Genomic DNA, 21,922 nt, shown 5'->3' on the forward strand with positions numbered 1-21,922 from the left:
ATCGATAGACGATTACGCATGAACGTTGCGGCCGCGAAGCCATGACTGCGCCCGTCAATGTACCGGATCATGACGCCCGCCAGGGCGGACTGTGATCGGAAAGGTGACTTAATGCGCACACGATAAAAAAAGACCGCCGATGCGGATGCAATTGCGGTCTTTCGACGTCACGCAGGGGTTCGTTTAACACGGCTCGCCAGCGCACGGATGGCGGCAACATCGATTGGCGGGAATGAATGTTGCGCGCGGGGTTGGCTTTTCCACTGAGCAATACGCGCACAGCGTGCGATCGCCCCACTTCGCGCTGACTTACGCTGTTGTTGTTCGAACGGGACAAGGGCAAAGAAAGGACACCCCCAAAATCATTCGAACTGCCGAAGCAAGATGAGTCACTTCAGGAGTCCGGTGCCTCTGGAACCGGACTCCATCAGCACGCCCGTTTAGAACGTTTCCCAATCCTGATCGCCACCCGCACCTGCGGTGGCCGTTGCTTTGGCTGGCGTCCTGGCCGGGGCGGCGGCAACCGCAGCCGCAGTCGCAGCGGGCGCCGCCGGCGCGCGCTGCACGGCGGTCATCGACGGCGCCCTGCGCGCAGCCGGACGCACCGGCGTCGACGCACGGCGCGGCGCGCTTTCCGGCGCCCGGTAGCCGCCCTCTTCGAGCTGGAACACGGACACGGCAGTACGCAGCTTGCCGGCCTGGTCTTCGAGCGAAGACGCCGCCGCAGCCGCTTCTTCCACCAGTGCCGCATTCTGCTGGGTGACTTCGTCCATCTGCGTGACGGCGCGCGCCACCTGGTCGATGCCGCCACTCTGTTCTTCCGACGCCGCGGCGATTTCGCCCATGATGTCGGTCACGCGCTGCACCGCGCCGATGATCTCGGTCATCGTGCGGCCGGCTTCGTCCACCAGCGCCGAGCCCGACTGCACGCGCTCGACCGACGTGTCGATCAACTCCTTGATTTCCTTGGCCGCCGCCGACGAACGCTGCGCAAGGCTGCGCACCTCGCCCGCCACGACCGCGAAACCGCGCCCTTCTTCGCCGGCCCGCGCCGCTTCCACCGCGGCATTCAGGGCCAGGATATTGGTCTGGAACGCGATGCCTTCGATGATCGAGATGATGTCGGCGATTTTCGCCGAGCTCTGGTTGATGTCGCCCATCGTGCCGACCACCTGGCCGACCACCGCGCTGCCCTTGTTGGCGATTTCCGACGCATTCGCCGCCAGCGAACTCGCCTGGCGGGCGTTGTCGGCGTTCTGTTTGACCGTGCCGGTCAGCTCTTCCATGCTCGACGCGGTTTCCTGCAATGCCGACGCCTGTTCTTCGGTCCGCGACGACAGGTCGATATTGCCGGCCGCGATCTGACGCGTGGCGGTCGCGATCGATTCGCTGCCGCTGCGCACCGTGCGCACGGTGTCGGTCAGGCTGCGCTGCATTTTGGCGATGCCTTCCAGCAGTTGCCCCATTTCGTCACGCGAAGTCACGACAACCGGACGGCGCAGATCGCCGGCGGCGATCGCGTCGAAATGGCCGAGGGCCTCGCCGAGCGGGCGGGCAATCGCGCGGCTCAGCGTCAGGTACGAGATCGCAGCGGCCAGCACGCCCACCAGCAGCGCGGCGAGACTGACCATACGGAACACGTCGAAGCTGCCTTGCGCCGCGTCGTAGCCCTGCTGCGCCGACTCGAACTGGAATTTTCGCAGTGCGTCGTCGGCATTGGACAGCTCGTTGTAGGTTGCCTGCAAACGCTTCGCGCCGTCGACCACCTTGCTCGAATCGTTCGCCGCCACGGTGGCCGAGAATGAATCCATTTCCTGATGCAGCGTGTCGCGCTTCGCCGCGACGTCCTGCGCGAGCCGGTCTTCGTCGGCGGTGCGCGGCAGGCTGACGTATTTTTTCCACCACATGTCGGAGGTGGCGCGCATCTGGCGCGCGCGATCGAGCGTCGGCGCTGCGTCGGGCGTGCCGATCATGAACGCGGCGCGGTCGAGAGCGAGGCGCTCGCGCGCGGCGTACAACTCGGCGTTGCCGATATTGACGGCGCTCGGCATCGCATTGGTGAAGGTGTCTTTGTACGCGTCGTTCGAACGGCCCATACCGAACAAACCGAAACCGCCAATCGCGACCAGCAGCGCGGCAAGAAAAGCCATCGTGAGGCCAATCCGCGCCTTGATCGTAATGCCTTGGTTCAACATGCTTGAGTCCTGTGCGTGACTAAATGAGAGGCCGCTTACGCAGCACGGGATAACGGGTGGTGCCTGCGTGTATGGCGCTTTTCGAATGCGCGCTCTAATAACCTCGTTTACGGCACGGCCAATGCATACTTGAAGGCTTTATATGATATGAAGAAAGGAGATGTAAGGGAATGAAAGAAAGTACAGCGAAGATGCCGGAAGTTTTGGCGCCAGGATGGGCCCATTGCGGTGAACCGGCGCGGAACCCGGGTCGGCCGACGTTGATCGCGCTGTGGTATCGAGATGATGAAAGACGGCGCCCCCGGAGGCAGCGCACACGACGCCGCGCGCGACCGGCTCATCGACGATCGCGTCGCAACACCTATTCCGGATTCAGGCCGATGCGCCCACTTCCGCGCGAGTGGGAATCGAAGGCTGCGCGCCGGCGCGCGTCACCGACAACGCCGCCGCGCGCTGCGCAAAGCGGATCGCCACATCCACGCTCTCGCCTAGCGCAAGCTGCGCAGCAAAGCCGCCGATGAAGGTATCCCCCGCCGCGGTCGTATCGACGGCTTTCACTGTTGGCGCGTCGTATAACTTGGCCTGCGCGTCCTCAAGCGCCGCGAACACGCCGCGTGCGCCGAGCGTCACCAGCACATTGCGCGCGCCAGCCGCGCGCAGCGCGGCGGCGGCCTTCGCTGCGTCGTCAGCGGAGTCGACCGGCAAACCGGTCAGTGTGGCGGCTTCGAGTTCGTTCGGGATCAGATAATCGATTAGCGGCAGCCAGTCGGCCGGTAATGGACCGGTCGCGGGCGCGGGGTTCAGAATCACCGTCTTGCCTAGACGCCGGGCCGCGGCGAGCGCCGCGCGCACCGTATCGGGCGGCGTTTCGAGCTGGCAGATCACCACATCGGCCGAAGCCAGCACGGCCTCGTGACGGGCGACCGTTGCCGGCGTGACTTCGCCGTTGCTGCCCGCCACGATCACGATCGCGTTCTGGCTGGCATCGTCGACCACGATCAGCGCGACGCCGGTTGCTTCCTTGCCGGTTTCAACCGCCGAGCAGTCGATCGCTTCCGCTTCGAGACCCGCACGCAATTGCGCACCATTGCCGTCCGCGCCAACGCAGCCGAGCATCGCCACCCGTGCGCCTAGCCGCGCGGCGGCGACCGCCTGGTTGCCACCCTTGCCGCCGGGGACCTGCGCAAACGTGCGGCCGGCCAGCGTCTCGCCGGGATGCGGCATACGCGGCGCGCGCGCCACGAGGTCCATGTTCAGACTGCCGACCACTGTCACGCGCGAGCGCGTTTCGTTACTTGCCACTACTGTCTCCTCTAATGCGCGCAGCGAACATCCGCGCGACGCGAGCCTGACCCGTCGGATCAGGCTGGTCAATCATGTGGGCGTTGGAGCGGCTGGCCTGTTCGGGCTGGTCCGTTGGGGCTGGTCCATTCGGTTCGCGCATTGGGTTCGTCCATTTGGCTCGTCCGTTTGGCTCGTCCATTTGGCTCGTCCATTTGGCTCGTCCATTTGGCTCGTCCATTTGGCTCGTCCATTTGGCTCGTCCATTTGGCTCGTCCATTTGGCTCGTCCATTTGGCTCGTCCGTTTGGCTCGTCCGTTTGGCTCGTCCGTTTGGCTCGTCCGTTTGGCTCGTCCGTTTGGCTCGTCCGTTTGGCTCGTCCGTTTGGCTCGTCCGTTTGGCTCGTCCGTCTGGCTCGTCCGTCTGGCTCGTCCGTCTGGCTCGTCCGTCTGGCTCGTCCGTCTGGCTCGTCCGTCTGGCTCGTCCGTCTGGCTCGTCCGTCTGGTTCGTCCGTCTGGTTCGCCCATTTGGCTCGTCCATTGGGTCCGCCCATTCGGTTCGTCCGCGGAGCTGCCCCATTTGCGCTTGCCCATTAGGCCCAACCCACCAGCCAGATCGCCGCTCCGATGAAAAGCCCCTTCATCTGGCGCGATCAGGCCGCCAAGCCGTGCTTGCCCGCCCCGGCCCACGTCGCAGTGGATTCGCGCACGATCAACCGCGGCGACACGACTCGCCGCCGTCCAGGCGCACGCACGCCGAGCGGCGAATTCGAACTCGCCGGCGACGTGCCGGCAATTCGCTCGATCAGCGTCTGCGCCGCCATATCGCCCAGCGCCCGCACCGACTGCCCCACCGTCGACAACGCCGGATAGGTAAAGCGTCCGAGTTCGATATCGTCGAAACCGATGATCGAGCAATCGCGCGGCACGCTGATATTGCGTTCCGCCGCGGCACGCAATGCGCCGATGCCCATCATGTCGTTGCCCGCGAAGATCGCCGACGGCTTGACCGTATCGAACAGTTGCCCCGCCGCGCGATGGCCGCCGGTGCCCGAAAAATCGCTTTCGACGATCGCGTCGGACGGAATCTCGATGCCGCGCTCGGTCATCGCGCGAATAAAGCCGTGGACCCGCATCGCGCTGACCGCCGTCTCGACCGGCCCGGTAATGCAGCCGATCCGCACGTGCCCCAGTTCGAGCAGATGACGGGTGGCGAGATACGCGCCCTTTTCATGATCGATCTGCACCAGATCCGCATTCAGACCTTCGATGTTGCGGTCCACGATCACCAGCGGTTCGCGGGCGTCCGCAAGCGTGCGCGCGAGCACGGCGTCGTCGCCGGCGGACGCGACGATCAAACCGTCGATCCGCTTTTCCTGCAGCACCCGCAAATAGTGACGCTGCTTCGCCGGATCGTCGTCGGAATTGCAGAAGAACACGCAGTAACCATTGCGCGAACAACCGTCCTCGATACCGCGCGCCAGCTCCGCGAAATACGGATTGGTGCTGTTCGGCACGACCAGTCCGATCGTCGCCGTCGCGCGCGCCTTCAGCGAGCGCGCCACCGCCGACGGTACATAGTGAAGCTGACGGATCGCGTGTTCGACCTTCGCGCGCACGTCGGCCGACACCGGCCGCGAGTTGTTCACCACGTGCGATACCGTCGTGAACGACACACCTGCCACGGCCGCTACATCCTTGATCGTCGCCATAACCTGTTGCTCTCCTGCCTGTTTTTCCCACCGGCCACGCCACCTCGCGATGCGCCGGAGGTTCTCATCAAAATCAGACCAACCCCGTTTGTATTTTTTGCTTTACCACCAGTCATGCTGCGACTGCTGCTGGTTCCGCCCCCGGTCCAGACCCTCGCTGCTACTTCCGTTTGTGCCACCTTGTTGCCACCTCGTTGCCACCTTGTGACCGCTTCTTCGTTGCGACTGCATCCGCCGCTTCAGATCAGACCCGTTTGCGCCGGCTCCGATACGTATCCAGCACCACGGCCACGACGATCACCGCGCCGGTGATCATCCGTTTGGTCGGTTCGTTCGCGCCGATCTGCGCGAGCCCGGCCGCCAGCACCGAGATGATCAGCACGCCGAAAAACGTGCTGATCACCGAACCGCGCCCGCCCATCAGACTCGTGCCGCCGATCACTACCGCCGCGATCACCTGCAGTTCCATCCCGACGCCCGCGTTCGGGTCGGCCGCTTCCAGACGCGAAATCTGGAACAGCGCAGCCAGCCCCGCCATCGCGCCCATCAACGCGAACACGATGACCTTGTACGGCCGCGGATTGACGCCCGCGAGCCGCACCGCTTCCTCGTTCGTGCCGATACCGACCAGATAGCGGCCGAACACCGTGCGCGTGAGCACCAGTTGCGCGATCACCATCACCGCGACCGCGATCAGAAACGCCGGCGAAATGCCGAGCGCGATCGGATTCGACAGGATGTCGAACGCGTCGCCGATATAGGCGGTGCGCGAATTCGTCATCTGATACGCGAGGCCGCGCGCCGCTTCGAGCACACCGAGCGACACGATGAACGACGGAATCCGCCAGCCCACCGTCACCGCGCCGGTGACCGTGCCGGTCAGCGCGGCGGCCGCCATGCCGAGCAGCGCCGACGGGACCGGCCCCCAGCCCCACTTCAGCGCGGCCACACTGACCACCGACGCCCCCAGCGCCAGCACCGACCCCACCGACAGATCGATCCCCGCGATGATCAGCACGAAGGTCATCCCCACCGACATCACCACCAGATCCGGAATCTGGTTGGCGATCGTGCTGAACGTGTCGTAGGTCAGAAAGTGCGAACTCAGCAGCGAGAACAGCACGATCATGGCCAGCAACGCGCCGGCCAGTCCCAGGTAGTTCGAAAAGCCGAGCCGCGTGCCGGCCGGTTTACCGCTCGCGAGCGGCGCCGACGGATCGGCCGGCGGCGTGACGTTACCGCCTGCGCCTGGCGTGGCGCCCGCCGCGCCCTGCTTGCCACCCGACGGTTCCCGCAACGATTGATCGGTCATCACAGACTCCCTGCTTCAGTGGTATCGACGGTGCTCAGCAAGGCTTCGCGGCTGCGGTAACCGGCAAACGCCGCCGCCAGCAACGCGTCCTGCGACCAGCTATCGCGCTCGAACATACCCGTCATGCTGCCTGCGGACATTACGCCGATCCGGTCGCAGATCAGCATCAGCTCACGCAGGTCGCTCGACACCACGACAAGCGCGCGTCCCTCACGGGCCAGCGCGCCCATCAAGCCATAAATATCGAACTTCGCGCCAACGTCGATCCCGCGCGTCGGCTCGTCAAATAACAGCACCCGGCAATCGCGCGCCAGCCAGCGGCCGATCACGACCTTCTGCTGGTTGCCGCCCGACAGCTCGCCGACAATCTGCGCCGGGCCCGAGCTGCGAATCCGCATCGCGTCGATCTGCTTCTGCGCGAGCGCGTTTTCGCGTTTCGCGTCGACCACCCCATGCCGCGCGACGCTGCCGATATTGCCGAGCGACACGTTGGCCGCGATCGGTTGCGGCAGCAGCAGGCCTTCGCCCTTGCGGTCTTCGGTGATCAGCGCGATGCCCGCGCGCACCGCGTCCGACGGCGACCTGATCTCGATCGGCGTCGGCGCCGCACCCGGCGTGGCGGCCAGCGCGACGGTGCCGCTGTCTTTCTGGTCGGCACCGTAGATCAGCCGCATCAACTCGGTGCGGCCCGCGCCGATCAGCCCGCTGATGCCGAAAATCTCGCCCGCCCGCACGTCGAACGACACGTCGCGCACCACCTTGCCGCGCGCAAGCCGGTCCACCTTCAACAACGTCGCGCCGATATTGCGCACGCCCAGATCGATCCGCTCGCCGAGTTCGCGGCCGACCATCCACGTGACGATCTGATCGCTCGTCATGTTCGCCATCGCGTCGACATGCACGAGGCGGCCGTCGCGCAGCACCGCGACCTGTTCGGCGACCCGCGCCAGCTCTTCGAGCCGGTGCGAGATGTAGACCAACGCGACGCCGCGCGACTTCAGCCGGTCGATCTGTTCGAACAGCAGATCGACTTCGCGCGCGGTCAGCATCGCCGTCGGTTCGTCGAGAATCAGCACCCGGCAATCGTCGATCAGATTGCGCGCGATCTCCACCATCTGCTGATGGCCGATCCCGAGTTCGCCGACCAGCGTGTCGGGATCGATGGCGTCGAGGCCGACTTGCGCCATCGCGTGACGCGCGTCCTCACGCAGCTTGCGACGGTCGATCCAGCCAAAACTCAGCGCACCCGCGCGCGGCAACCGGTTCAGGAACAGGTTTTCGGCCACCGACAACGTAGGCAGCAGATTCAGCTCCTGCATTACCATCCGCACGCCGAGCGCCTCGGCTGCGGTACGGCTCGCCGGCGCATAAGGTTCGCCGCCCAGTTGCATCGTGCCGGCGGTCGGTTCGACCAGCCCGCCGATAATTTTGGACAGCGTGCTCTTGCCCGCTCCGTTCTCGCCGGTCAGCGCCAATACCTGGCCGGCGTGCAGCGCCAGCGAAACGTCGGCGAGCACCGGTTCGGCATAGGTCTTACCGATGCCGCTGACGGACAGTACAGCGGGCAACGCGTTGTGGTCGGTTGAATCCATCGCGATCCTGGTTCCGTGGCGGACGGCGCGACCTCATGCAGTGACGCGAATGAGGCAGCAGCCGGCCGTCACGAGTCATGTCGGCCCAATACACGCGCACGCGGGCACTAACAGCCGCGCACTGTCCACTGCCCAGCCGCCGTCATCACGCATACCACTGAAATTAACGGCGGCGCGGCGGGTTTCTTGAGCGCTTATTGAGCGTTTGTTGAATAGTGCGGATTCACGCGTCGTCTCGCCGGTTCCCCGCGCAAAACCCGGTGCGCAGCGAACCCGCCACGGCGTGCGCGCAAACCCGCTGGCCCGGTGCCAGATACCGGACGACCGTCCCGGTATCTGACCCGGTGCGAGCCGGACAACGCTTACTTCGTGATGAGGCTGACCGGCGTTTCCACCACGCCGGACAGTTCCGACTGCTTCTTGTGTTCGCTCAACGCCTTCAGCGCGGTGTCGATACCGAACACGGCCTGCTTGGCCGCGTATTGATCGGCGGTGGCAAGCACACGGCCGTCCTTCAACATCGGCTTGATCGCGTTGATGTTGTCGTAGCCGACCACCAGCACCTTGCCCTGCTTGCCCGCCGCGCGCACGGCCGACACCGCGCCGATCGCCATGTTGTCGTTACCGGCGAGCAGCGCCTTCAGGTTCGGATACTCGTTGAGCATGGCCGACGCCACCGCATTGCCCTTGTCGATTTCCCATTCGCCCGACTGCACCGACACGACCTTCGCGCCGACCGTCTGCATCGCCGCCTTGAAGCCCGCGGTACGCTGCTGCGCGTTGGTGGTTGTCGACACGCCTTCGATAATGCCGACCTCGTCACCAGACTTCAGCCGCTTGGCCAGGTAGTCGCCGACCATCTGTGCGCCCTTCGCGTTATCCGGACCCACGAACGGCACATTCAGGTCTTTCGACTTGAGCACGTCCTGGTCGAGCCGGTTGTCGATATTCACGACGATGATGCCCGCGTCGACCGCCTTCTTGACGACCGGCACCAGCGCCTTCGAATCGGCCGGTGCCAGCACGATCGCGTCGACCTTCGACACGATCATCTGCTCGACGATGCGGATCTGGTTCGCGGTGTCGGTTTCGTCCTTGATGCCGTTGGTGATCAGGTCGAAGTGGCTGGCATTGTGCGCCTGGTAATCCTTGGCGCCCGTTTCCATGGTCAGGAAGAATTCGTTGGCGAGCGACTTCATCACCAGCGCGACTTTGGGCTTGTGGGCGGGCGCGCTCTGCGCGTAAGCGGCGGAAAACGGCAAGGCGGCGGTGGCGGTGGCGAGGACGGCGGCTGCAAGAATGCGGCGGCGCATGCGATGACCGTTGCAATGACTCATTGCGTATCTCCAGGTTTCTTAGGCTCGAAGCTGAGCCGTATTTTTAGTGGCGCGCAAACGTTTGCGAGGCCTATTCTCAGCGCAGTCCGTTCGAAATGTCAACGATTCGCAGTGATGCAGTGCATCGGCGCGCAGGATGTGCGGCGATGCGGTGCGGTCGATCGATTCAGCCCGGCGCGCCGGATAGGCGCGTCGGCAGGCAGCGTGTGGCAAGGGTCCCTCGCTCAGTCCGTGCGTGGCAGTGTTGCCGCCGGCCGCAATGAACAGAGCCGACGGGCCGCCTATGCTGGCCTTTTATTGCGCGCGCTGCAAGCGGGGACAACGCGGAGCGATAAGAGCCGTGACAGCTTTGAGATTCACAGCCAGCCGGCTTTGCGGAAGCGCCGGTACAGGAAGATGTCGACTGACAGCATGACCAGCAGACAGATTTCATAGCCAAATTTGAAGTGCAATTCGGGGATGCTTTCGAAGTTCATCCCGTAGATGCCGGCGATCATGGTCGGCACCGCGAACAGCGCCGCGAACGACCCGAGCCGCTTGGTCACCTCGTTCTCGGCAAGCGAAATCATGCCGAGATTGACCTGCACTGCGGTGACGACGATTTCGCGCCGGCCTTCGATCGTTCTGACGATTCTCTCCAGATGGTCGTAGACATCGCGAAAGTAGGCCTGCATGCCTGCGCAGACGCTCGGAATGCGACCGCCGGTCAATTTGCTGACGGCTTCCTGCAACGGGCCGATATGGTGCTGCAACAGCACCAGACGGCGCTTTAACGAGTAAAGGTCCTGCACGATCGCACGCGACGCCGCCGAGTCGTTGCGATCGAAAATGCGGTCTTCGAGTTCTTCGATCTCCGTGCTCATGCCCTCGATGATCGGGAAATAACGGTCGACGACATCGTCCATCAGCGCATACAGCACGAAGGCCGAGCCTTCCTTCAGCAGATGCGGCTCGCGCTCGCAGCGCGCACGTACACCCTGAAAGCCAACCTTCGTGCCGCGGCGCACCGACAACACATAGTTGCGGCCGACGAACACATCGACTTCGCCGATCAGCAATTCGCCGTCTTCGTCCTTTTCGACCGTATGCATCACGGTGAACAGCGATTCGCCATACTCCTCGATCTTCGGACGCTGGTGGCCGTTCTGCGCATCTTCAATCGCGAGTTCGTGCAGGCCGAATTCTTTTTTCATCACAGCCAGCTCGCCTGGCCCCGGGTCTTTCAACGCGACCCACACGAAGCACTCTGGCCGCGCCACGTAGTCGCTAATGCTATCGATGTCGATATCAGCCAGCTTCCGGCCGTCCTGGTAGGCGGCGCAATTGATCAGCATGTTCGGATTACCTTGAAAACGAAACGGACCGGCCGGTATAGCCCGGAGCGTAAGCCCGGCGCAAGGTCCGCGTTGACGAATAAACGATAGCCGCCATGTTAGCGGCTGCGCGTGAACGCCACGTATCCAATTGTTAATCCGACCGGTTCGGACCACGCTCGCTGGCGGCTCGACAGGCTTCAGCATTCCGCGCGCCAGAGCGGCACTAGCGGGCAACCCGGTTCAGCTGAATGCGATGATCGTCGTTGAAGGTGACCGATGCGCGGTTCGTGTAACGCGGATCGGCCGTCACGATGAAATTCAACTCGACCACCGGATCGAACTGCGTCGACACGCCGATCCGATGCACGCCCGGGCTGAGATAGAACACGACGTGTTCGCCGTTCATCAGGTCGGTGACCCGCTCGCCGTCGAGATACACCGGTGCATCGCGAAACCGTACGATAACGTCGCGCGAACGTTCCCGCCTGACATCGACCGCCACGAGGCCGGTGGCCGGCTCCGTGTAGCCGGAGCGCACGATACGGGCCGACGGTACGGGCTTGAAGGGCACCGGCTCGGCCGGCGTCGAAGCGCAACCGCCGAGCGCCGCGACGATCAGCATGACACACGCCAGCGTCGCGACCGACGCGGCTTTGCAACGGCAATCGAAGCGCCTTGTCATGCTGTCTCTCCCGTGTTGTTGATTGTGGTCGTGCTTTCTATCTTCGATGTCGACGTCAACCTGATGATCGACATGAGGTGCGATGCCTGGCCATCCTGACTGCCGCCGCGCCTTTGTGACATGCATGATAGCAACGCGCGGCCGTTGCGCCAGCCTGGCCAGACGGCCGATACCACACCCTCTTGCATGACATCGCGTTCTTCTTCATGATCGCTGCAGTGGGCCGCAGCGCGCGCTGCGGGGTACGGGCGCTGGCTGCGGCCGGCCACGGATTAACCCTCGGTTTCGGTTTCGTCGTATCCCGGTTTCGCTTTTCCGTATGCGCGACGGCTTGCCGTCCGCGTTGCCGGACCGGCGATCAAGGAGACTGCTATGTGGTATTTCACCTGGATTCTGGGCGTTGGCGTGGCATTGGCCTTCGGCATCATCAACGTGATGTGGCTGGAGGCGAACGGCAAGTTCGCGCGTGACCCGCAACGCACCGATACGCCCGCTGCTGCGTCCGAGGACAAACCTGCGTGACGTATCTGGTTTTTTTCTGCGGCCACGCGGGCACGGGCAAAACGACACTGGCCAAAAAGCTGCTCGTCCCGCTGATGCAGGCAAGCGCCACGCCCTTCTGCCTGCTCGATAAAGACACGCTCTACGGCGGCTACAGCGCAGCCGCGATGGCCATGCTGACCGGCGACCCGAACGATCGCGACAGTCCGCTTTTCCTGCAACATCTGCGGGACCCCGAGTATCGCTGCCTGATCGACACCGCGCGCGACAATCTTCAACTCGGCGTGAGCGCACTGGTGGTCGCTCCGTTATCGCGGGAAATCCGTGAGCGGCGTCTGTTCGATCGTGCGTGGCTGGGTATCGGCGACGACGTGAAGCTGCGGGTCGTGTGGGTGCATACCACCGAAGAGACGGCACGACAGCGGATCATCGCGCGCGCGGATCCGAACGATGCCTATAAGCTCGCGCACTGGGATGAGTACCGGCAGCGCCGTTTCGTGCCCAGTGGCGAGATGGGCGAAGACTTGCTGATGTTTGACAATACGGCGCCGACGTTGGCGAATGATGAAGCGTTGCTGACGCGGATCGTCGGCGAGCCGCAGCGCGTGGCCACGCTACTGCCTCGTTTGCCCGTCTAGCATTGGCCAGCTGTTGGCCGCTATTGGCCGGCTCGCAGCCGGCGTCGTTCAGCGCCTGAGTGGCGCGCGGCAGCGGCAGCACCAGCAGCACCAGCAGCAGCTAAAAAAATTACGCCCCGAACCTGATCAACCCTTGTTCGAGGCGTAGCCCACTGATCGACTTTCGCGCCGCTCTGTTGCGCCCGGCGTCACGCCACCGCCAGCGCCTCCAACCCCTGCCCTTCGTACAATTGCCCAAACCGGTTAGCGAGAAATTCGCGTAGCGACACCTGCTCCTGACGCACAAACCCGCTTTGCGGCAGCTTCTTTTCGCGGAACAGGTCGAGCACCGCGCACATCGCGCCGGCCGTGGTGATCTGGATCGCGCTCATCGGCACGCCGCATACGGTCTTCGCGAAAATCTTGCGGGTGAACACTTCCTGCACCAGTTGACCGTCGCGCATACCGGATACGGTGATGAACACCAGCACGACATCCTGCGCGGTCGACGGCACCGAGCGGCGCATGATGTTCTTCAGCGTGTCGCGGTCGCTCGCCAGACGCAGGTCTTCCAGCAGGAACTGCATCAGATTACGGTGGCCCGGATAACGCACCGACTTGTAGTCGAGCGACTCGACGCGTCCCGACAGGGTTTCGCACAACGTGCCGAGGCCGCCGGAAGTATTGAAGGCCTCGTACTCGGTGCCGTCGAGCGAAAAGTGTTCGAGGCCTTCGAGCGGCTGCACCCACTGCGTGCGGCTATCGCGAATCGCTTCGCACGGCTGGCAGTATTCGTTGATCAGACCGTCGACGCTCCACGTCAGGTTGTATTTCAGCGCGTTTGTCGGAAACTCCGGCAGTGCGCCGACCCGCATCTTCACATCGCGAATCTCCGTAAAGCGGTTCGCCAGTTCGTGCGCGGCAATGCCGATAAAGCCCGGCGCCAGACCGCACTGCGGCATGAACGCGTGCGCGGCGTCGTCGGCGATCGCGCGGATCGCGTGGGTCGCGCGCACGTCCTCGGTCAGATCGAAGTAGTGCACGCCCGCGCCTTTCGCCGCAGCCGCCACGTTCACCGCGAGGTAGTACGGCAATGCATTGACGAGCGTATCGAAGCCCTGTATCGCGGCGCGCAGCGCGGTGGCGTCGGCGGAATCGACCCGGCGTGTCGGTATGCCCTGGGCGGCGAGCTGGTCGAGCGCGTGCTGGTCGCGGTCGAATGCGACGACGTCGTAGTCGCCGGTTTCCCGCAACATATGCGCGATGGTGTGACCGATCAGACCCGCACCAACGATGGCTACTTTCATGCGCTTCTCCTTGTTTTCTGTGGGTTGACGCCGGCCTGGGCGAACCTCGTGCCCGGCGCGCGGTGCGCGGCGGCCAAACCCTGTTTTGAACTCCACAGGCACAGTGTAGGAAGAAGCAAAAACAGTTCATACACGCAAAATGCTGCGCTATGACCATCAGTTTCGACGTTATGACGAAATTTTCAGTCGATCTGTCGAAAACATATAAAAATCACGTAAACGCGGCGCCACGTTCATACGGTTCCGCGATCGATCTTGCGCGCGAGAATGATCGACGTGGTGGTCCGCTCCACGCCTTCGAGGCCGCCAATCTGGTCGAGCAGATCGTTAAGCCGGTCAGGCGAATCGGCACGCAGCCAGGCGACATAATCGAACTCGCCGCTCACTGCGCATAGCAACTGCACCTCGGGCATCTTGCCGAGACGCTTCTGCACCGCCGCGCCATGCTTCGGCGCAATGATGATGCCGACATACGCGACGATGCTCGAATCGAGGACGTCCTGGCCGAGCCGCACGCTATATCCGGCAATCACGTTGCTGCGCTCCAGCCGGGCAATTCTCGCGATCACCGTGGTGCGCGCGACGTCGAGCTGGCGCGCGAGACTGGCGACGCTTTCGCGGGCATTGGCTTGCAGCAAGGCAACGAGTTGACGGTCGAGGTCGTCGAGTTGATCGAGGCGCGGTGGTCTCATTGAGGGAGCCGAAGTGAGTCAGTGATGGCGGCGATTATCGCGCGTCTTGCGCATGGAAAGCGGCATGAGTCACGCTTACTCCCGCACTAACCCCGCTCAAACGCCGAACCGTTCGATCACGAAGTCGATAAAGCTCGTGAGCTTGGGTGTCGCGCGGCGGTCGCGTGGATAAATCAGATGCACGGGCGCGCCATCGGGCAGAAAGTCGTCCAGCACCGGCACCAGTTCACCGCTGGCAATTTCGCGTGCGAGCAGCACTTCGGGCTGCAACACGAGGCCGAAACCGCGCAACGCGGCCGCCTTCAACGCCTGACCATTGTTCGCGCGAAAGCGGCCGGCGCGCAGCACGTTTTCGTCGACAGTATCGCCATCGAGACGCCATACGCCTTCGCGTCCCCAATGCAGAAAGCCCAGGCATTCGTGATTCGCGAGATCGGCGGGCGTGCGCGGCGTGCCGTGCTTCTGCAGATAAGCCGGCGATGCGCACGCGCGCATCCGGTAAGGCTTCAAGGGCCGCGCGACAAAACTCGAATCGGCCAGCTGACCGATACGCACCGACGCATCGAAGCCCTCTTCGACGAGATCGATCACGCGATTCGACAGATCGAGTTCGAGACTGACATCGGGCCACGCCCCCAGGTAGTCGGTCATCGCTGGCGCGAATACTTCAACGCCGTAAGTCAGCGGCACCGTGACCTTCAGCACGCCACGCGGGGTCGCGGCCATCGCTTCGGCCAGCGACTCGGCATCCTTCACGTCGGCGAGGATGCGTCTGCATTGTTCGTAATACTGGCGACCAATTTCCGTCAGACTTTGCCGACGCGTGGTGCGCGTCAACAGCCGGGTGGCCAGGCGCGTTTCAAGCGAGCGGATATGCTTGCCGACCATCGCCGCTGAAATGTGAAAGCGTTCGGCAGCCGCTGTGAGGCTGCCTTCGTCGACCACCGCGACGAAGATTTCCATGCTGACGAATTTATCCACCCGCTATTTCCTTTCGTTTCGGTTGTAAGCGTTTGTCGCACAAGAGCCGCATTGTTCGGATATCGTGTTACAACTACCGACGACGGCGAACGGGGCAGCCGGTCGTCGCGCGTCGCTTCGGCTAACACTGAGGCTCACGCGTAACGGGCCGCTCGCCACGCGCCCTGTCCCACTTCGAATAGACATCAGGAGTTTCGATGAAAAAAGCACTGGTTATGCTGGCCACCGCCGTTGCAATGAGCGGCGCATTTGCACAAGCTTCCACACCGGCCGCAGCACCGATGAGCGCCTCCGCACCTGCGGGCAAGGCCGGTCATGAACGCAATGTCGAAGACCGCATCGCCTATCTGCATGCGCAACTGAAGATTACCTCGGCGCAGGAATCGCAATGGAACACGTTCGCCGACGTAATGCGCAGCAACGGTGAGACGATGGGTCAACTGTTCGAACAACGTAAGACTGCCGGCACGCTGTCTGCCATCGACGATATGAAGCAGTACGCGCAGATCGCTCAGGCGCATGCTGACGGCATGAAGAAGCTGGTCGATGCTTTCGATCCGCTTTATAGCAGCTTCTCGCCGGAGCAGAAGAAGCTTGCGGATGCGACGTTCCATCATCAGGGTGGCGAAGGCGGCCGTCATCATGGCAAGGGCAAGGGCGGCAAGGCACACGCCGCACCGGCCAGCGACGCAGCGGCGAACTGATCAGCGGCTGACAGATTGTGTTTGTGCGCAGCGCGAGGTTGGCGCTGCGCGTGCGGATCTTCTGCGATGGGCGCCTCTTCAGGCCGTTTGCCACGGCCCTGCGCCCATCGCAAAAGAAACCGGTTTCCCGATGCATCTGGCATCATGCGGGTAGGCGGCTGCGGGGCACAATGTCCCGTTCCACACGTTCCACACGTTCCACACGTTACACACGTTACACAAGCCCCGAATTGAAACCGTGATTTGAAACCCTTGAAACCGACACCTCGACGCAGAGTCGATGCGCTGTCGTCACCGATCCGCACCCGCTTGCATCGCCCCCTCCCGCCCCATGAACGAACTTGAAAATCTCGACCTGACTCAGGACGTCAACGCACTTCGCGTCGTTAAGGACGAAACGGTCGCCGTCGAATTCGCCGCGAGCGAAGGCGAATTGATGAGCCTCGAAGGCCCCAATCGTTATGTGCGCGGCGACGCACTGATCACCGGATCCACCGGCGAGCGCTGGGTCGTCTCGCGCGAGCGCTTCGACGCGAAGTACGTTCCCGCCGACACCGCAGTCACGCACGGGGAAGCCGGCGCCTATCGCAACCGCCCTGCCGTCGTGCTGGCCAGACAGATGAACGAAGCGTTTTCGCTCGCCCGTTCCGCTGGCGGGGGCGACGTGCTGCGCGGCGTGGCCGGCGACTGGGTGATGCAATACGCGCCGGGCGACTATGGCGTGGTTCAGGCTGCGCGCTTCGCAAAGGTTTATCGTCGCGCGGACTAGGCGTTACCGGACCTCGTCACCCTGCATTGAGTCGCACCAAACCGCATCAGATCCACGCTCACGCAAACTCGTCGCCGAGATCCACGATGACGTCACGCGGCACCGTTTCTCCGTTCGCGTACTGTTCTTCGAGCGAGCCCAGGCTCGCTTCGACATACGCGCGCAACACGGCGAAACTGCGCCCGCGCAACCTCGCCGGTAACGCGCGATAACGCGCCAACGCGGCCGGAGTGATCGCCACCGTCATCACAATGCGGCGGGCTGTCGAGCCGAAACGCATCGCCACCCAGTGAATTGCCAGCGTCGGCGTGCCATCTTCCGCCGCGCTCTGGATGAACTGCGTCTGCTCGGGAAACAGATCGCTGATCACACGCGCCAATTCCTCGAACTCGGGATTCGCGCAGTCGTATTGGTAAGCTTCCATGAGGTCTGCCGAAGTGTCGGCCTAAAGAGGCTGAAAGAACTTAAAAAGCTGCTGGAAAAGTCGGCCGATTGTAGGCAAAGGCCGACATTTTCGCGAGTCATCTGCAGCATGCGAGTGTCGTCACGCGATCGCGATCGCGATCACGCTCACGCGGCGGCCACTGCCGGTCGCCGGAAAGTCCGGAACAGCAATCCCGCCACGACGACCGCCGCGACCGCATACATACCGTCCACCGCGATCAGCGGCACGAGTTGCGCCTGAAACAGCGCGGCCGGTACGTCGACCAGCGCATGCAGCAGAATCGCCAGCGGCAGGATCCCGCGCCAGCCTGCGCGCAATCCCCGCCACATCAGCACCGACAAACCAATCTGGAACACCAGCGCTGCCACGCGTTCAAGTGCGAAAATGCCCGCCGTCTGCGGCGACAGGCTGGCGAGAATCAGGTGAATGCGCATCAGCGAGTCGGCTGGCAGGTTGCTCAGATAGCCGTCCAGTTGACCGCGGTTTTCGAAGATCGCGAACAGAATCCACTGAATTTGCACCAGCACGCCGACCAGCCACGCTTCCGCGCCGCCGTGGCCGAGGCCGTAGGTCAGCGCGGTGCCGTCGTCGGTGCGTGCCGCCGCTGCGGGCGTCTTCGCCGCGCGCTTCAGGATCAACCGCATGCCGATGAAGCGCCCCACTTCTTCGCACACACCCGCGACCAGCGCGCCATACACCACGAAAGCGAGCGGATTCGACAGCAACGTCGCCGTCGCCTCGTTGCGATGCAGGACATAGTCGTTCAGCGCGCGCTCGATCACCATCGCGAACAGCGCGAATATGGCGATGCCGGTAATCGCGTCGCGTGGATTGAGCTTGAGTGAGCGGCGCAGACGGCGGTAAATCAGGAACGGCAACGCAGCGACGAACAGCGTCGCGACGGCGAGGCTCGAGAGGGTAATCGGTGCAACAACCATGAGTTTCCTTGCGATGACCGGCGCGCACCCGCTGCGCGCCGCAGCCCGCATGATCGCAGATCAGCGCGAAGTTGATGCGCGAACGATCAACTCGCCCGGCAAAAGGCAGTCTCGCGCCGTGGCCTGAACGCCTTCGATGCGCTCGTGCAGGAATTCGACCGCGCGGTAGCCGATTTCGTAGGTCGGCTGGCGGATCGTCGTGATGCCGGTGAGTTCGGCCCAGTCGGGGTCGTCGATGGAAACGAGCGCCGCGCGGGTTTGCCAGTCGGCCCCGTAACGGGATTTCAGATGCAGCGCGACGCACAGCGCCACGGGCGCGTTGGCCGCGAACAGTGCGATGCGCCGGTGAGCTGGAGGAGAACTTCCGCTGTCAGCCGCGGCTGAATCGATCGCGCGATCCAGCTCGGCGAGACTGCGCGCGGTTTCCCCGGCATCCGCCAGATCCAGCACGAGCGTGTGGCCGCGGGCGGCGCCGCGTGGGCCTGGATTGGCGCGCTCGCCGTGACTATCGCGCTCGACGCGGAGCGCGCCGCCGTACCTGCCGATCGCATCAAGAAACGCCGTGTGCCGCAGTTGCCGCGAACTCACCTGCGCGAAGGGCTGCACGACAAACCAGATGTCGTCGAACCCCTGATCCATCAGATGGCGCACGCCGAGTTCCGCCGCCGCGCGGTTATCGAGTCCGACCATGTCGGCGATCAGTCCGTCCACCTGACGGTCCACCAGGACCGCCGGAATACCGCTGCCGCCCACCGGGCGCAAGGTCTCTTCGCTCACGCCGAGCGCGTTGACAATCACTCCTTCCACCCGATACGTGGTCAGCAGTTGCAGATAACGACGCTCCATCTCCACTTCGTTCGCCGCGTGGCAGATCAGCGGCATCAGGCCGAGCGCGTGACAGGCCGCCTCGACGCCTTGCAGCACTTCGACCGTATACGGGTTGGTCAGATCGGCGAGCAACATGCCGATCAGACGGTTGCGCCCACGCTTCAAACCGCGCGCCATCTGGTTCGGCTGATAGTTCAGCCGGGCAATAGCCGCCTCGATGCGCGCCCGCAATTCCGGCGACATCACGCTCATCTCGCCGTTCAGATAGCGCGAGATGCTGGTCTTGCCGGTGCCGGCTTCGCGTGCGACATCGGTAATCGTCGCGCGGCGCGGCGCGGACGGCGGCGTGCTCACCGTCCGCTCGCCGGTTCGCGCATCGGTTGCGTCACACCGCGATTCACTGCGCCGACCCGTGGCCCAGCACGTCGTGATTGACGATGTTGGTCTTCAGCTTGCCGTCGAGCGCGGCGACCAGATTTTCCGCCGCGTTCAGTGCCATCGCATGACGGGTTTCGTGCGTCGCCGAACCGATATGCGGCAACGCGACGACATTCGGCAGCTTCAGCAATGGCGAGTCGGCGGGCAGCGGTTCGGTATCGAAAACGTCGAGCCCTGCGCCGCGAATCGTGCCGTTTTGCAGTGCTTCGATCAGCGCCGGTTCGTCGACGGTCGCACCGCGCGATGCATTGATCAGGATCGCGCTCTTTTTCATCGCGTTGAATTCGGCCGCGCCGATCATGTGTCGCGTTTCAGCGGTGAGCGGCACTTGCAGACAGACGAAGTCGGAGGTGGCGAGCAGTTCTGCCAATTCGACACGCTTTGCGCCATACGCCGCTTCAGCCTGCGGATTCGCGCTGCGGTTCGTGTATTGCACCTTCATGTTGAAGCCGAGCGCCGCCCGGCGTGCGACCGCACCGCCGATCCGCCCCATCCCGACGATGCCGAGCGTCTTGCCCTGCACGTCGACCCCGAACTGCGCCGGGCCGATGCTATCGCGCCACTGCCCCGCCTTCACCCAATCGGCGAGTTCGACGACCCGCCGCGCCGACGAAAGGATCAGCGCGAACACCGTGTCGGCAGTCGATTCAGTCAGCACGTCCGGCGTGTGCGCGAGCACGATGCCGCGCCGCGTGAGGTCGGCGACATCGAACTGGTCGAAGCCCACCGAGATAGTCGACAGCGCCTTCAGGCGGCTCGCGCCTTCGATCATGGCCGGCGTGATTTTCACGCTGGCGCCGATCGCGCCGTCGGCGTCGCGCAACGCGGCGACGAACGCGTCGTGCTGCGAGGCATCGACCTCGACGACCTGCGCGTGCTGTTGCAGATACGCGAGCACATCTGGCGGCAACGATTTATAGACGACGATCTTCTTCATTGGCTTATTTTCCTTGCAACGGTGTGGCGAGCGTGGGATTTTGCGTCAGCGGCTGCGGCTTGACGGTCAGCGTCAGGATCACCGCGGCGATCAGCGCCACGCTCATGAATGCATACGATGCGGACGGCGAACCGGTCGCACCATTCAGATAGCCGACCACATACGAGCCGACAAACGAACCGAGCGCGCCCATGCTGTTGATCAGCGCCATGGCGCCGCCCGCGACGTTCTTCGGCAGCAACTCCGGCACGATCGCGAAGAACGGCCCGTACGGCGCATACATCGCGCCGCCGGCGATCACCAGCAACGCGTACGAGAGCCAGAAATGCGACGAGCCGAGCGCATAGGAGCCCGCGAAGGCAATCGCGCCGATCAGCAGGAACGGCCACACGAACACTTTACGGCGGTTGAGTTTATCCGATGCCCACGAAGCTGCAAGCATCGCGATGGTTGCGGCGAGATACGGCAGCGCCGACAGCCAGCCGGTTTCGACCATGCCGAGCGACGAACCGTTTTTCAGAATGGAGGGCAGCCACAGCACGAAGCCATACACGCCGATGCTCCAGCAGAAATATTGCGCGCACAGCCGGATCACCGCGGGCGTGCGGAACGCTTCGCCATAATTGCGCACCGGCTTGATCGCCGCCTGTTCAGCGCGCAGCGTCTGCTCCAGATCGTTCTTCTGCTGCTGGGTGAGCCACGACACCTGCCGGGGCTTGTCCTTCACGATGAACCACCAGCACACGGCCCAGATGATCGCGGGCGCCCCTTCGGCGATGAACATGTGGCGCCAGCCGAACGAATGCACCAGATAGCCGGATACCACCGACATCCACAGCACGGTGACCGGATTACCGAGAATCAGGAAGGTGTTGGCGCGCGAGCGCTCGCTTCGGGTGAACCAGTTGCTGATGAAGATCAGCATCGCGGGCATCACTGCGGCTTCGACGACACCGAGCAGGAAGCGGATCACCATCAACGACGGAATATTGTCGACCATGCCGGTCAACGCCGCGCAGCCGCCCCACAGGATCAGGCTCCAGAACACGAGCTTCTTGACGCTGCGGCGTTCCGCGTAGATCGCGCCGGGAATCTGAAAGAAGAAATAGCCGAGAAAGAATAGCGCGCCGATCAGCGAAGCCAGCCCTTTGCTGATGCCCAGATCCTGATTGATCCCGGCCGCCGAAGCGAAGCCGAAGTTCGCCCGATCCAGATAAGCGAGGCTATAGGTGATGAAGACGATCGGCATGATCGTCCACCAGCGGCGAACCGCGAGCGATGAAGTCGGCGAGGTTGTCATGAGAGTCTCCTTACGGCGTCCCGGAACAGTGATGGGAAG

At 63.5% G+C, this 21,922-nt stretch carries 20 protein-coding genes; 4 read left to right on the forward strand and 16 right to left on the reverse strand.

The genetic code is table 11. The features are described from left to right. Positions 1-440 precede the first annotated feature (440 nt). The 8 genes from LMG28727_RS13900 to LMG28727_RS13935 all read right to left on the reverse strand — a co-directional run bounded on the left by LMG28727_RS13900 (position 441) and on the right by LMG28727_RS13935 (position 11,426). Positions 441-2,195, reverse strand: a complete 1,755-nt coding sequence (locus tag LMG28727_RS13900) for a methyl-accepting chemotaxis protein (RefSeq protein WP_201642924.1) — start codon at positions 2,193-2,195, stop codon at positions 441-443. 372 nt (positions 2,196-2,567) lie between these two features. Next, positions 2,568-3,497 carry a ribokinase gene (gene rbsK, locus LMG28727_RS13905; protein WP_201642925.1) on the reverse strand — a complete coding sequence of 310 codons (930 nt, stop codon included), beginning with the start codon at positions 3,495-3,497 and terminating at the stop codon, positions 2,568-2,570. 631 nt (positions 3,498-4,128) lie between these two features. Further along, on the reverse strand, positions 4,129-5,187 hold the full coding sequence (locus tag LMG28727_RS13910) for a LacI family DNA-binding transcriptional regulator (RefSeq protein ID WP_201642926.1): 1,059 nt from the start codon (positions 5,185-5,187) through the stop codon (positions 4,129-4,131). A gap of 244 nt (positions 5,188-5,431) precedes the next feature. Then, a complete protein-coding gene (locus LMG28727_RS13915) occupies positions 5,432-6,499 on the reverse strand; it encodes an ABC transporter permease (protein WP_201642927.1) in 1,068 nt (355 codons plus the stop codon). Continuing rightward, positions 6,499-8,091: a sugar ABC transporter ATP-binding protein gene (locus LMG28727_RS13920; RefSeq protein WP_201642928.1), complete on the reverse strand. Its 1,593-nt coding sequence runs from the start codon at positions 8,089-8,091 to the stop codon at positions 6,499-6,501. The genes LMG28727_RS13915 and LMG28727_RS13920 overlap by 1 nt, the downstream gene beginning before the upstream one ends. Before the next feature lie 362 nt (positions 8,092-8,453). Continuing rightward, the gene (locus LMG28727_RS13925) at positions 8,454-9,428 is read right to left on the reverse strand and encodes a sugar ABC transporter substrate-binding protein (protein ID WP_201642929.1); all 975 of its coding nucleotides are present in this window, start codon (positions 9,426-9,428) and stop codon (positions 8,454-8,456) included. 356 nt (positions 9,429-9,784) lie between these two features. Continuing rightward, complete coding sequence (corA, locus tag LMG28727_RS13930) at positions 9,785-10,762, reverse strand: magnesium/cobalt transporter CorA (protein ID WP_201642930.1); 978 nt, start codon at positions 10,760-10,762, stop codon at positions 9,785-9,787. A 205-nt stretch (positions 10,763-10,967) separates the two neighbouring features. Further along, entirely contained in the window at positions 10,968-11,426 is a 459-nt protein-coding gene (locus tag LMG28727_RS13935) for a hypothetical protein (protein ID WP_201642931.1), read from the reverse strand. A gap of 372 nt (positions 11,427-11,798) precedes the next feature. Between LMG28727_RS13935 and cydX the strand changes: the two genes are divergently transcribed. After that, on the forward strand, positions 11,799-11,948 hold the full coding sequence (gene cydX, locus LMG28727_RS13940) for a cytochrome bd-I oxidase subunit CydX (RefSeq protein ID WP_201642932.1): 150 nt from the start codon (positions 11,799-11,801) through the stop codon (positions 11,946-11,948). Then, positions 11,945-12,565 (forward strand): AAA family ATPase, encoded by a 621-nt coding sequence (locus LMG28727_RS13945; protein ID WP_201642933.1) that lies wholly within the window; start codon positions 11,945-11,947, stop codon positions 12,563-12,565. The genes cydX and LMG28727_RS13945 overlap by 4 nt, the downstream gene beginning before the upstream one ends. A gap of 188 nt (positions 12,566-12,753) precedes the next feature. On the opposite strand, the gene LMG28727_RS13950 is transcribed toward LMG28727_RS13945, so the two are convergent. The 3 genes from LMG28727_RS13950 to LMG28727_RS13960 form a co-directional block, all read right to left on the reverse strand. Continuing rightward, positions 12,754-13,851, reverse strand: coding sequence for a saccharopine dehydrogenase family protein (locus tag LMG28727_RS13950; RefSeq protein WP_201642934.1), 1,098 nt, complete (start codon positions 13,849-13,851; stop codon positions 12,754-12,756). A 233-nt stretch (positions 13,852-14,084) separates the two neighbouring features. Then, positions 14,085-14,543: an Lrp/AsnC family transcriptional regulator gene (locus LMG28727_RS13955; RefSeq protein ID WP_201642935.1), complete on the reverse strand. Its 459-nt coding sequence runs from the start codon at positions 14,541-14,543 to the stop codon at positions 14,085-14,087. A 96-nt stretch (positions 14,544-14,639) separates the two neighbouring features. Beyond that, positions 14,640-15,524, reverse strand: a complete 885-nt coding sequence (locus LMG28727_RS13960) for a LysR family transcriptional regulator (protein WP_201642936.1) — start codon at positions 15,522-15,524, stop codon at positions 14,640-14,642. Positions 15,525-15,721: 197 nt separating this feature from the next. On the opposite strand from LMG28727_RS13960, the gene LMG28727_RS13965 reads away from it, so the two are divergent. Both LMG28727_RS13965 and LMG28727_RS13970 read left to right on the forward strand, forming a co-directional pair. Next, a complete protein-coding gene (locus LMG28727_RS13965; RefSeq protein ID WP_201642937.1) occupies positions 15,722-16,228 on the forward strand; it encodes a Spy/CpxP family protein refolding chaperone in 507 nt (168 codons plus the stop codon). A gap of 331 nt (positions 16,229-16,559) precedes the next feature. Continuing rightward, on the forward strand, positions 16,560-16,997 hold the full coding sequence (locus LMG28727_RS13970) for a PGDYG domain-containing protein (protein ID WP_201642938.1): 438 nt from the start codon (positions 16,560-16,562) through the stop codon (positions 16,995-16,997). A gap of 58 nt (positions 16,998-17,055) precedes the next feature. Here LMG28727_RS13970 and LMG28727_RS13975 read toward each other — a convergent pair whose 3' ends face one another. The 5 genes from LMG28727_RS13975 to LMG28727_RS13995 all read right to left on the reverse strand — a co-directional run bounded on the left by LMG28727_RS13975 (position 17,056) and on the right by LMG28727_RS13995 (position 21,883). Further along, positions 17,056-17,421: a DUF3022 domain-containing protein gene (locus tag LMG28727_RS13975; RefSeq protein ID WP_201642939.1), complete on the reverse strand. Its 366-nt coding sequence runs from the start codon at positions 17,419-17,421 to the stop codon at positions 17,056-17,058. A 146-nt stretch (positions 17,422-17,567) separates the two neighbouring features. Continuing rightward, positions 17,568-18,380 (reverse strand): YhfC family intramembrane metalloprotease, encoded by an 813-nt coding sequence (locus LMG28727_RS13980; RefSeq protein WP_201642940.1) that lies wholly within the window; start codon positions 18,378-18,380, stop codon positions 17,568-17,570. 60 nt (positions 18,381-18,440) lie between these two features. After that, positions 18,441-19,562 carry a LacI family DNA-binding transcriptional regulator gene (locus tag LMG28727_RS13985; protein WP_201642941.1) on the reverse strand — a complete coding sequence of 374 codons (1,122 nt, stop codon included), beginning with the start codon at positions 19,560-19,562 and terminating at the stop codon, positions 18,441-18,443. Positions 19,563-19,605: 43 nt separating this feature from the next. Then, entirely contained in the window at positions 19,606-20,583 is a 978-nt protein-coding gene (locus LMG28727_RS13990) for a 2-hydroxyacid dehydrogenase (RefSeq protein ID WP_201642942.1), read from the reverse strand. Between the two features lie 4 nt (positions 20,584-20,587). Then, positions 20,588-21,883, reverse strand: a complete 1,296-nt coding sequence (locus tag LMG28727_RS13995; protein ID WP_201642943.1) for an MFS transporter — start codon at positions 21,881-21,883, stop codon at positions 20,588-20,590. Between the last annotated feature and the right edge of the window lie 39 nt (positions 21,884-21,922).

Origin of the sequence: Paraburkholderia metrosideri, assembly GCF_904848625.1 — a bacterium.
GTDB classification, from domain to species: Bacteria; Pseudomonadota; Gammaproteobacteria; order Burkholderiales; family Burkholderiaceae; genus Paraburkholderia; species Paraburkholderia metrosideri.

Coding starts and splice junctions, on each gene's coding strand:
- LMG28727_RS13900 (WP_201642924.1), bottom strand. CDS start 2,195: ATGTTGAACCAAGGCATTACGATCAAGGCGCGGATTGGCCTCACGATG.
- LMG28727_RS13990 (WP_201642942.1), bottom strand. CDS start 20,583: ATGAAGAAGATCGTCGTCTATAAATCGTTGCCGCCAGATGTGCTCGCG.
- LMG28727_RS13965 (WP_201642937.1), top strand. CDS start 15,722: ATGAAAAAAGCACTGGTTATGCTGGCCACCGCCGTTGCAATGAGCGGC.
- LMG28727_RS13995 (WP_201642943.1), bottom strand. CDS start 21,883: ATGACAACCTCGCCGACTTCATCGCTCGCGGTTCGCCGCTGGTGGACG.
- LMG28727_RS13975 (WP_201642939.1), bottom strand. CDS start 17,421: ATGGAAGCTTACCAATACGACTGCGCGAATCCCGAGTTCGAGGAATTG.
- LMG28727_RS13925 (WP_201642929.1), bottom strand. CDS start 9,428: ATGAGTCATTGCAACGGTCATCGCATGCGCCGCCGCATTCTTGCAGCC.
- LMG28727_RS13915 (WP_201642927.1), bottom strand. CDS start 6,499: ATGACCGATCAATCGTTGCGGGAACCGTCGGGTGGCAAGCAGGGCGCG.
- LMG28727_RS13920 (WP_201642928.1), bottom strand. CDS start 8,091: ATGGATTCAACCGACCACAACGCGTTGCCCGCTGTACTGTCCGTCAGC.
- LMG28727_RS13955 (WP_201642935.1), bottom strand. CDS start 14,543: ATGAGACCACCGCGCCTCGATCAACTCGACGACCTCGACCGTCAACTC.
- corA (WP_201642930.1), bottom strand. CDS start 10,762: ATGCTGATCAATTGCGCCGCCTACCAGGACGGCCGGAAGCTGGCTGAT.
- LMG28727_RS13935 (WP_201642931.1), bottom strand. CDS start 11,426: ATGACAAGGCGCTTCGATTGCCGTTGCAAAGCCGCGTCGGTCGCGACG.
- cydX (WP_201642932.1), top strand. CDS start 11,799: ATGTGGTATTTCACCTGGATTCTGGGCGTTGGCGTGGCATTGGCCTTC.
- LMG28727_RS13950 (WP_201642934.1), bottom strand. CDS start 13,851: ATGAAAGTAGCCATCGTTGGTGCGGGTCTGATCGGTCACACCATCGCG.
- LMG28727_RS13980 (WP_201642940.1), bottom strand. CDS start 18,380: ATGGTTGTTGCACCGATTACCCTCTCGAGCCTCGCCGTCGCGACGCTG.
- LMG28727_RS13910 (WP_201642926.1), bottom strand. CDS start 5,187: ATGGCGACGATCAAGGATGTAGCGGCCGTGGCAGGTGTGTCGTTCACG.
- LMG28727_RS13970 (WP_201642938.1), top strand. CDS start 16,560: ATGAACGAACTTGAAAATCTCGACCTGACTCAGGACGTCAACGCACTT.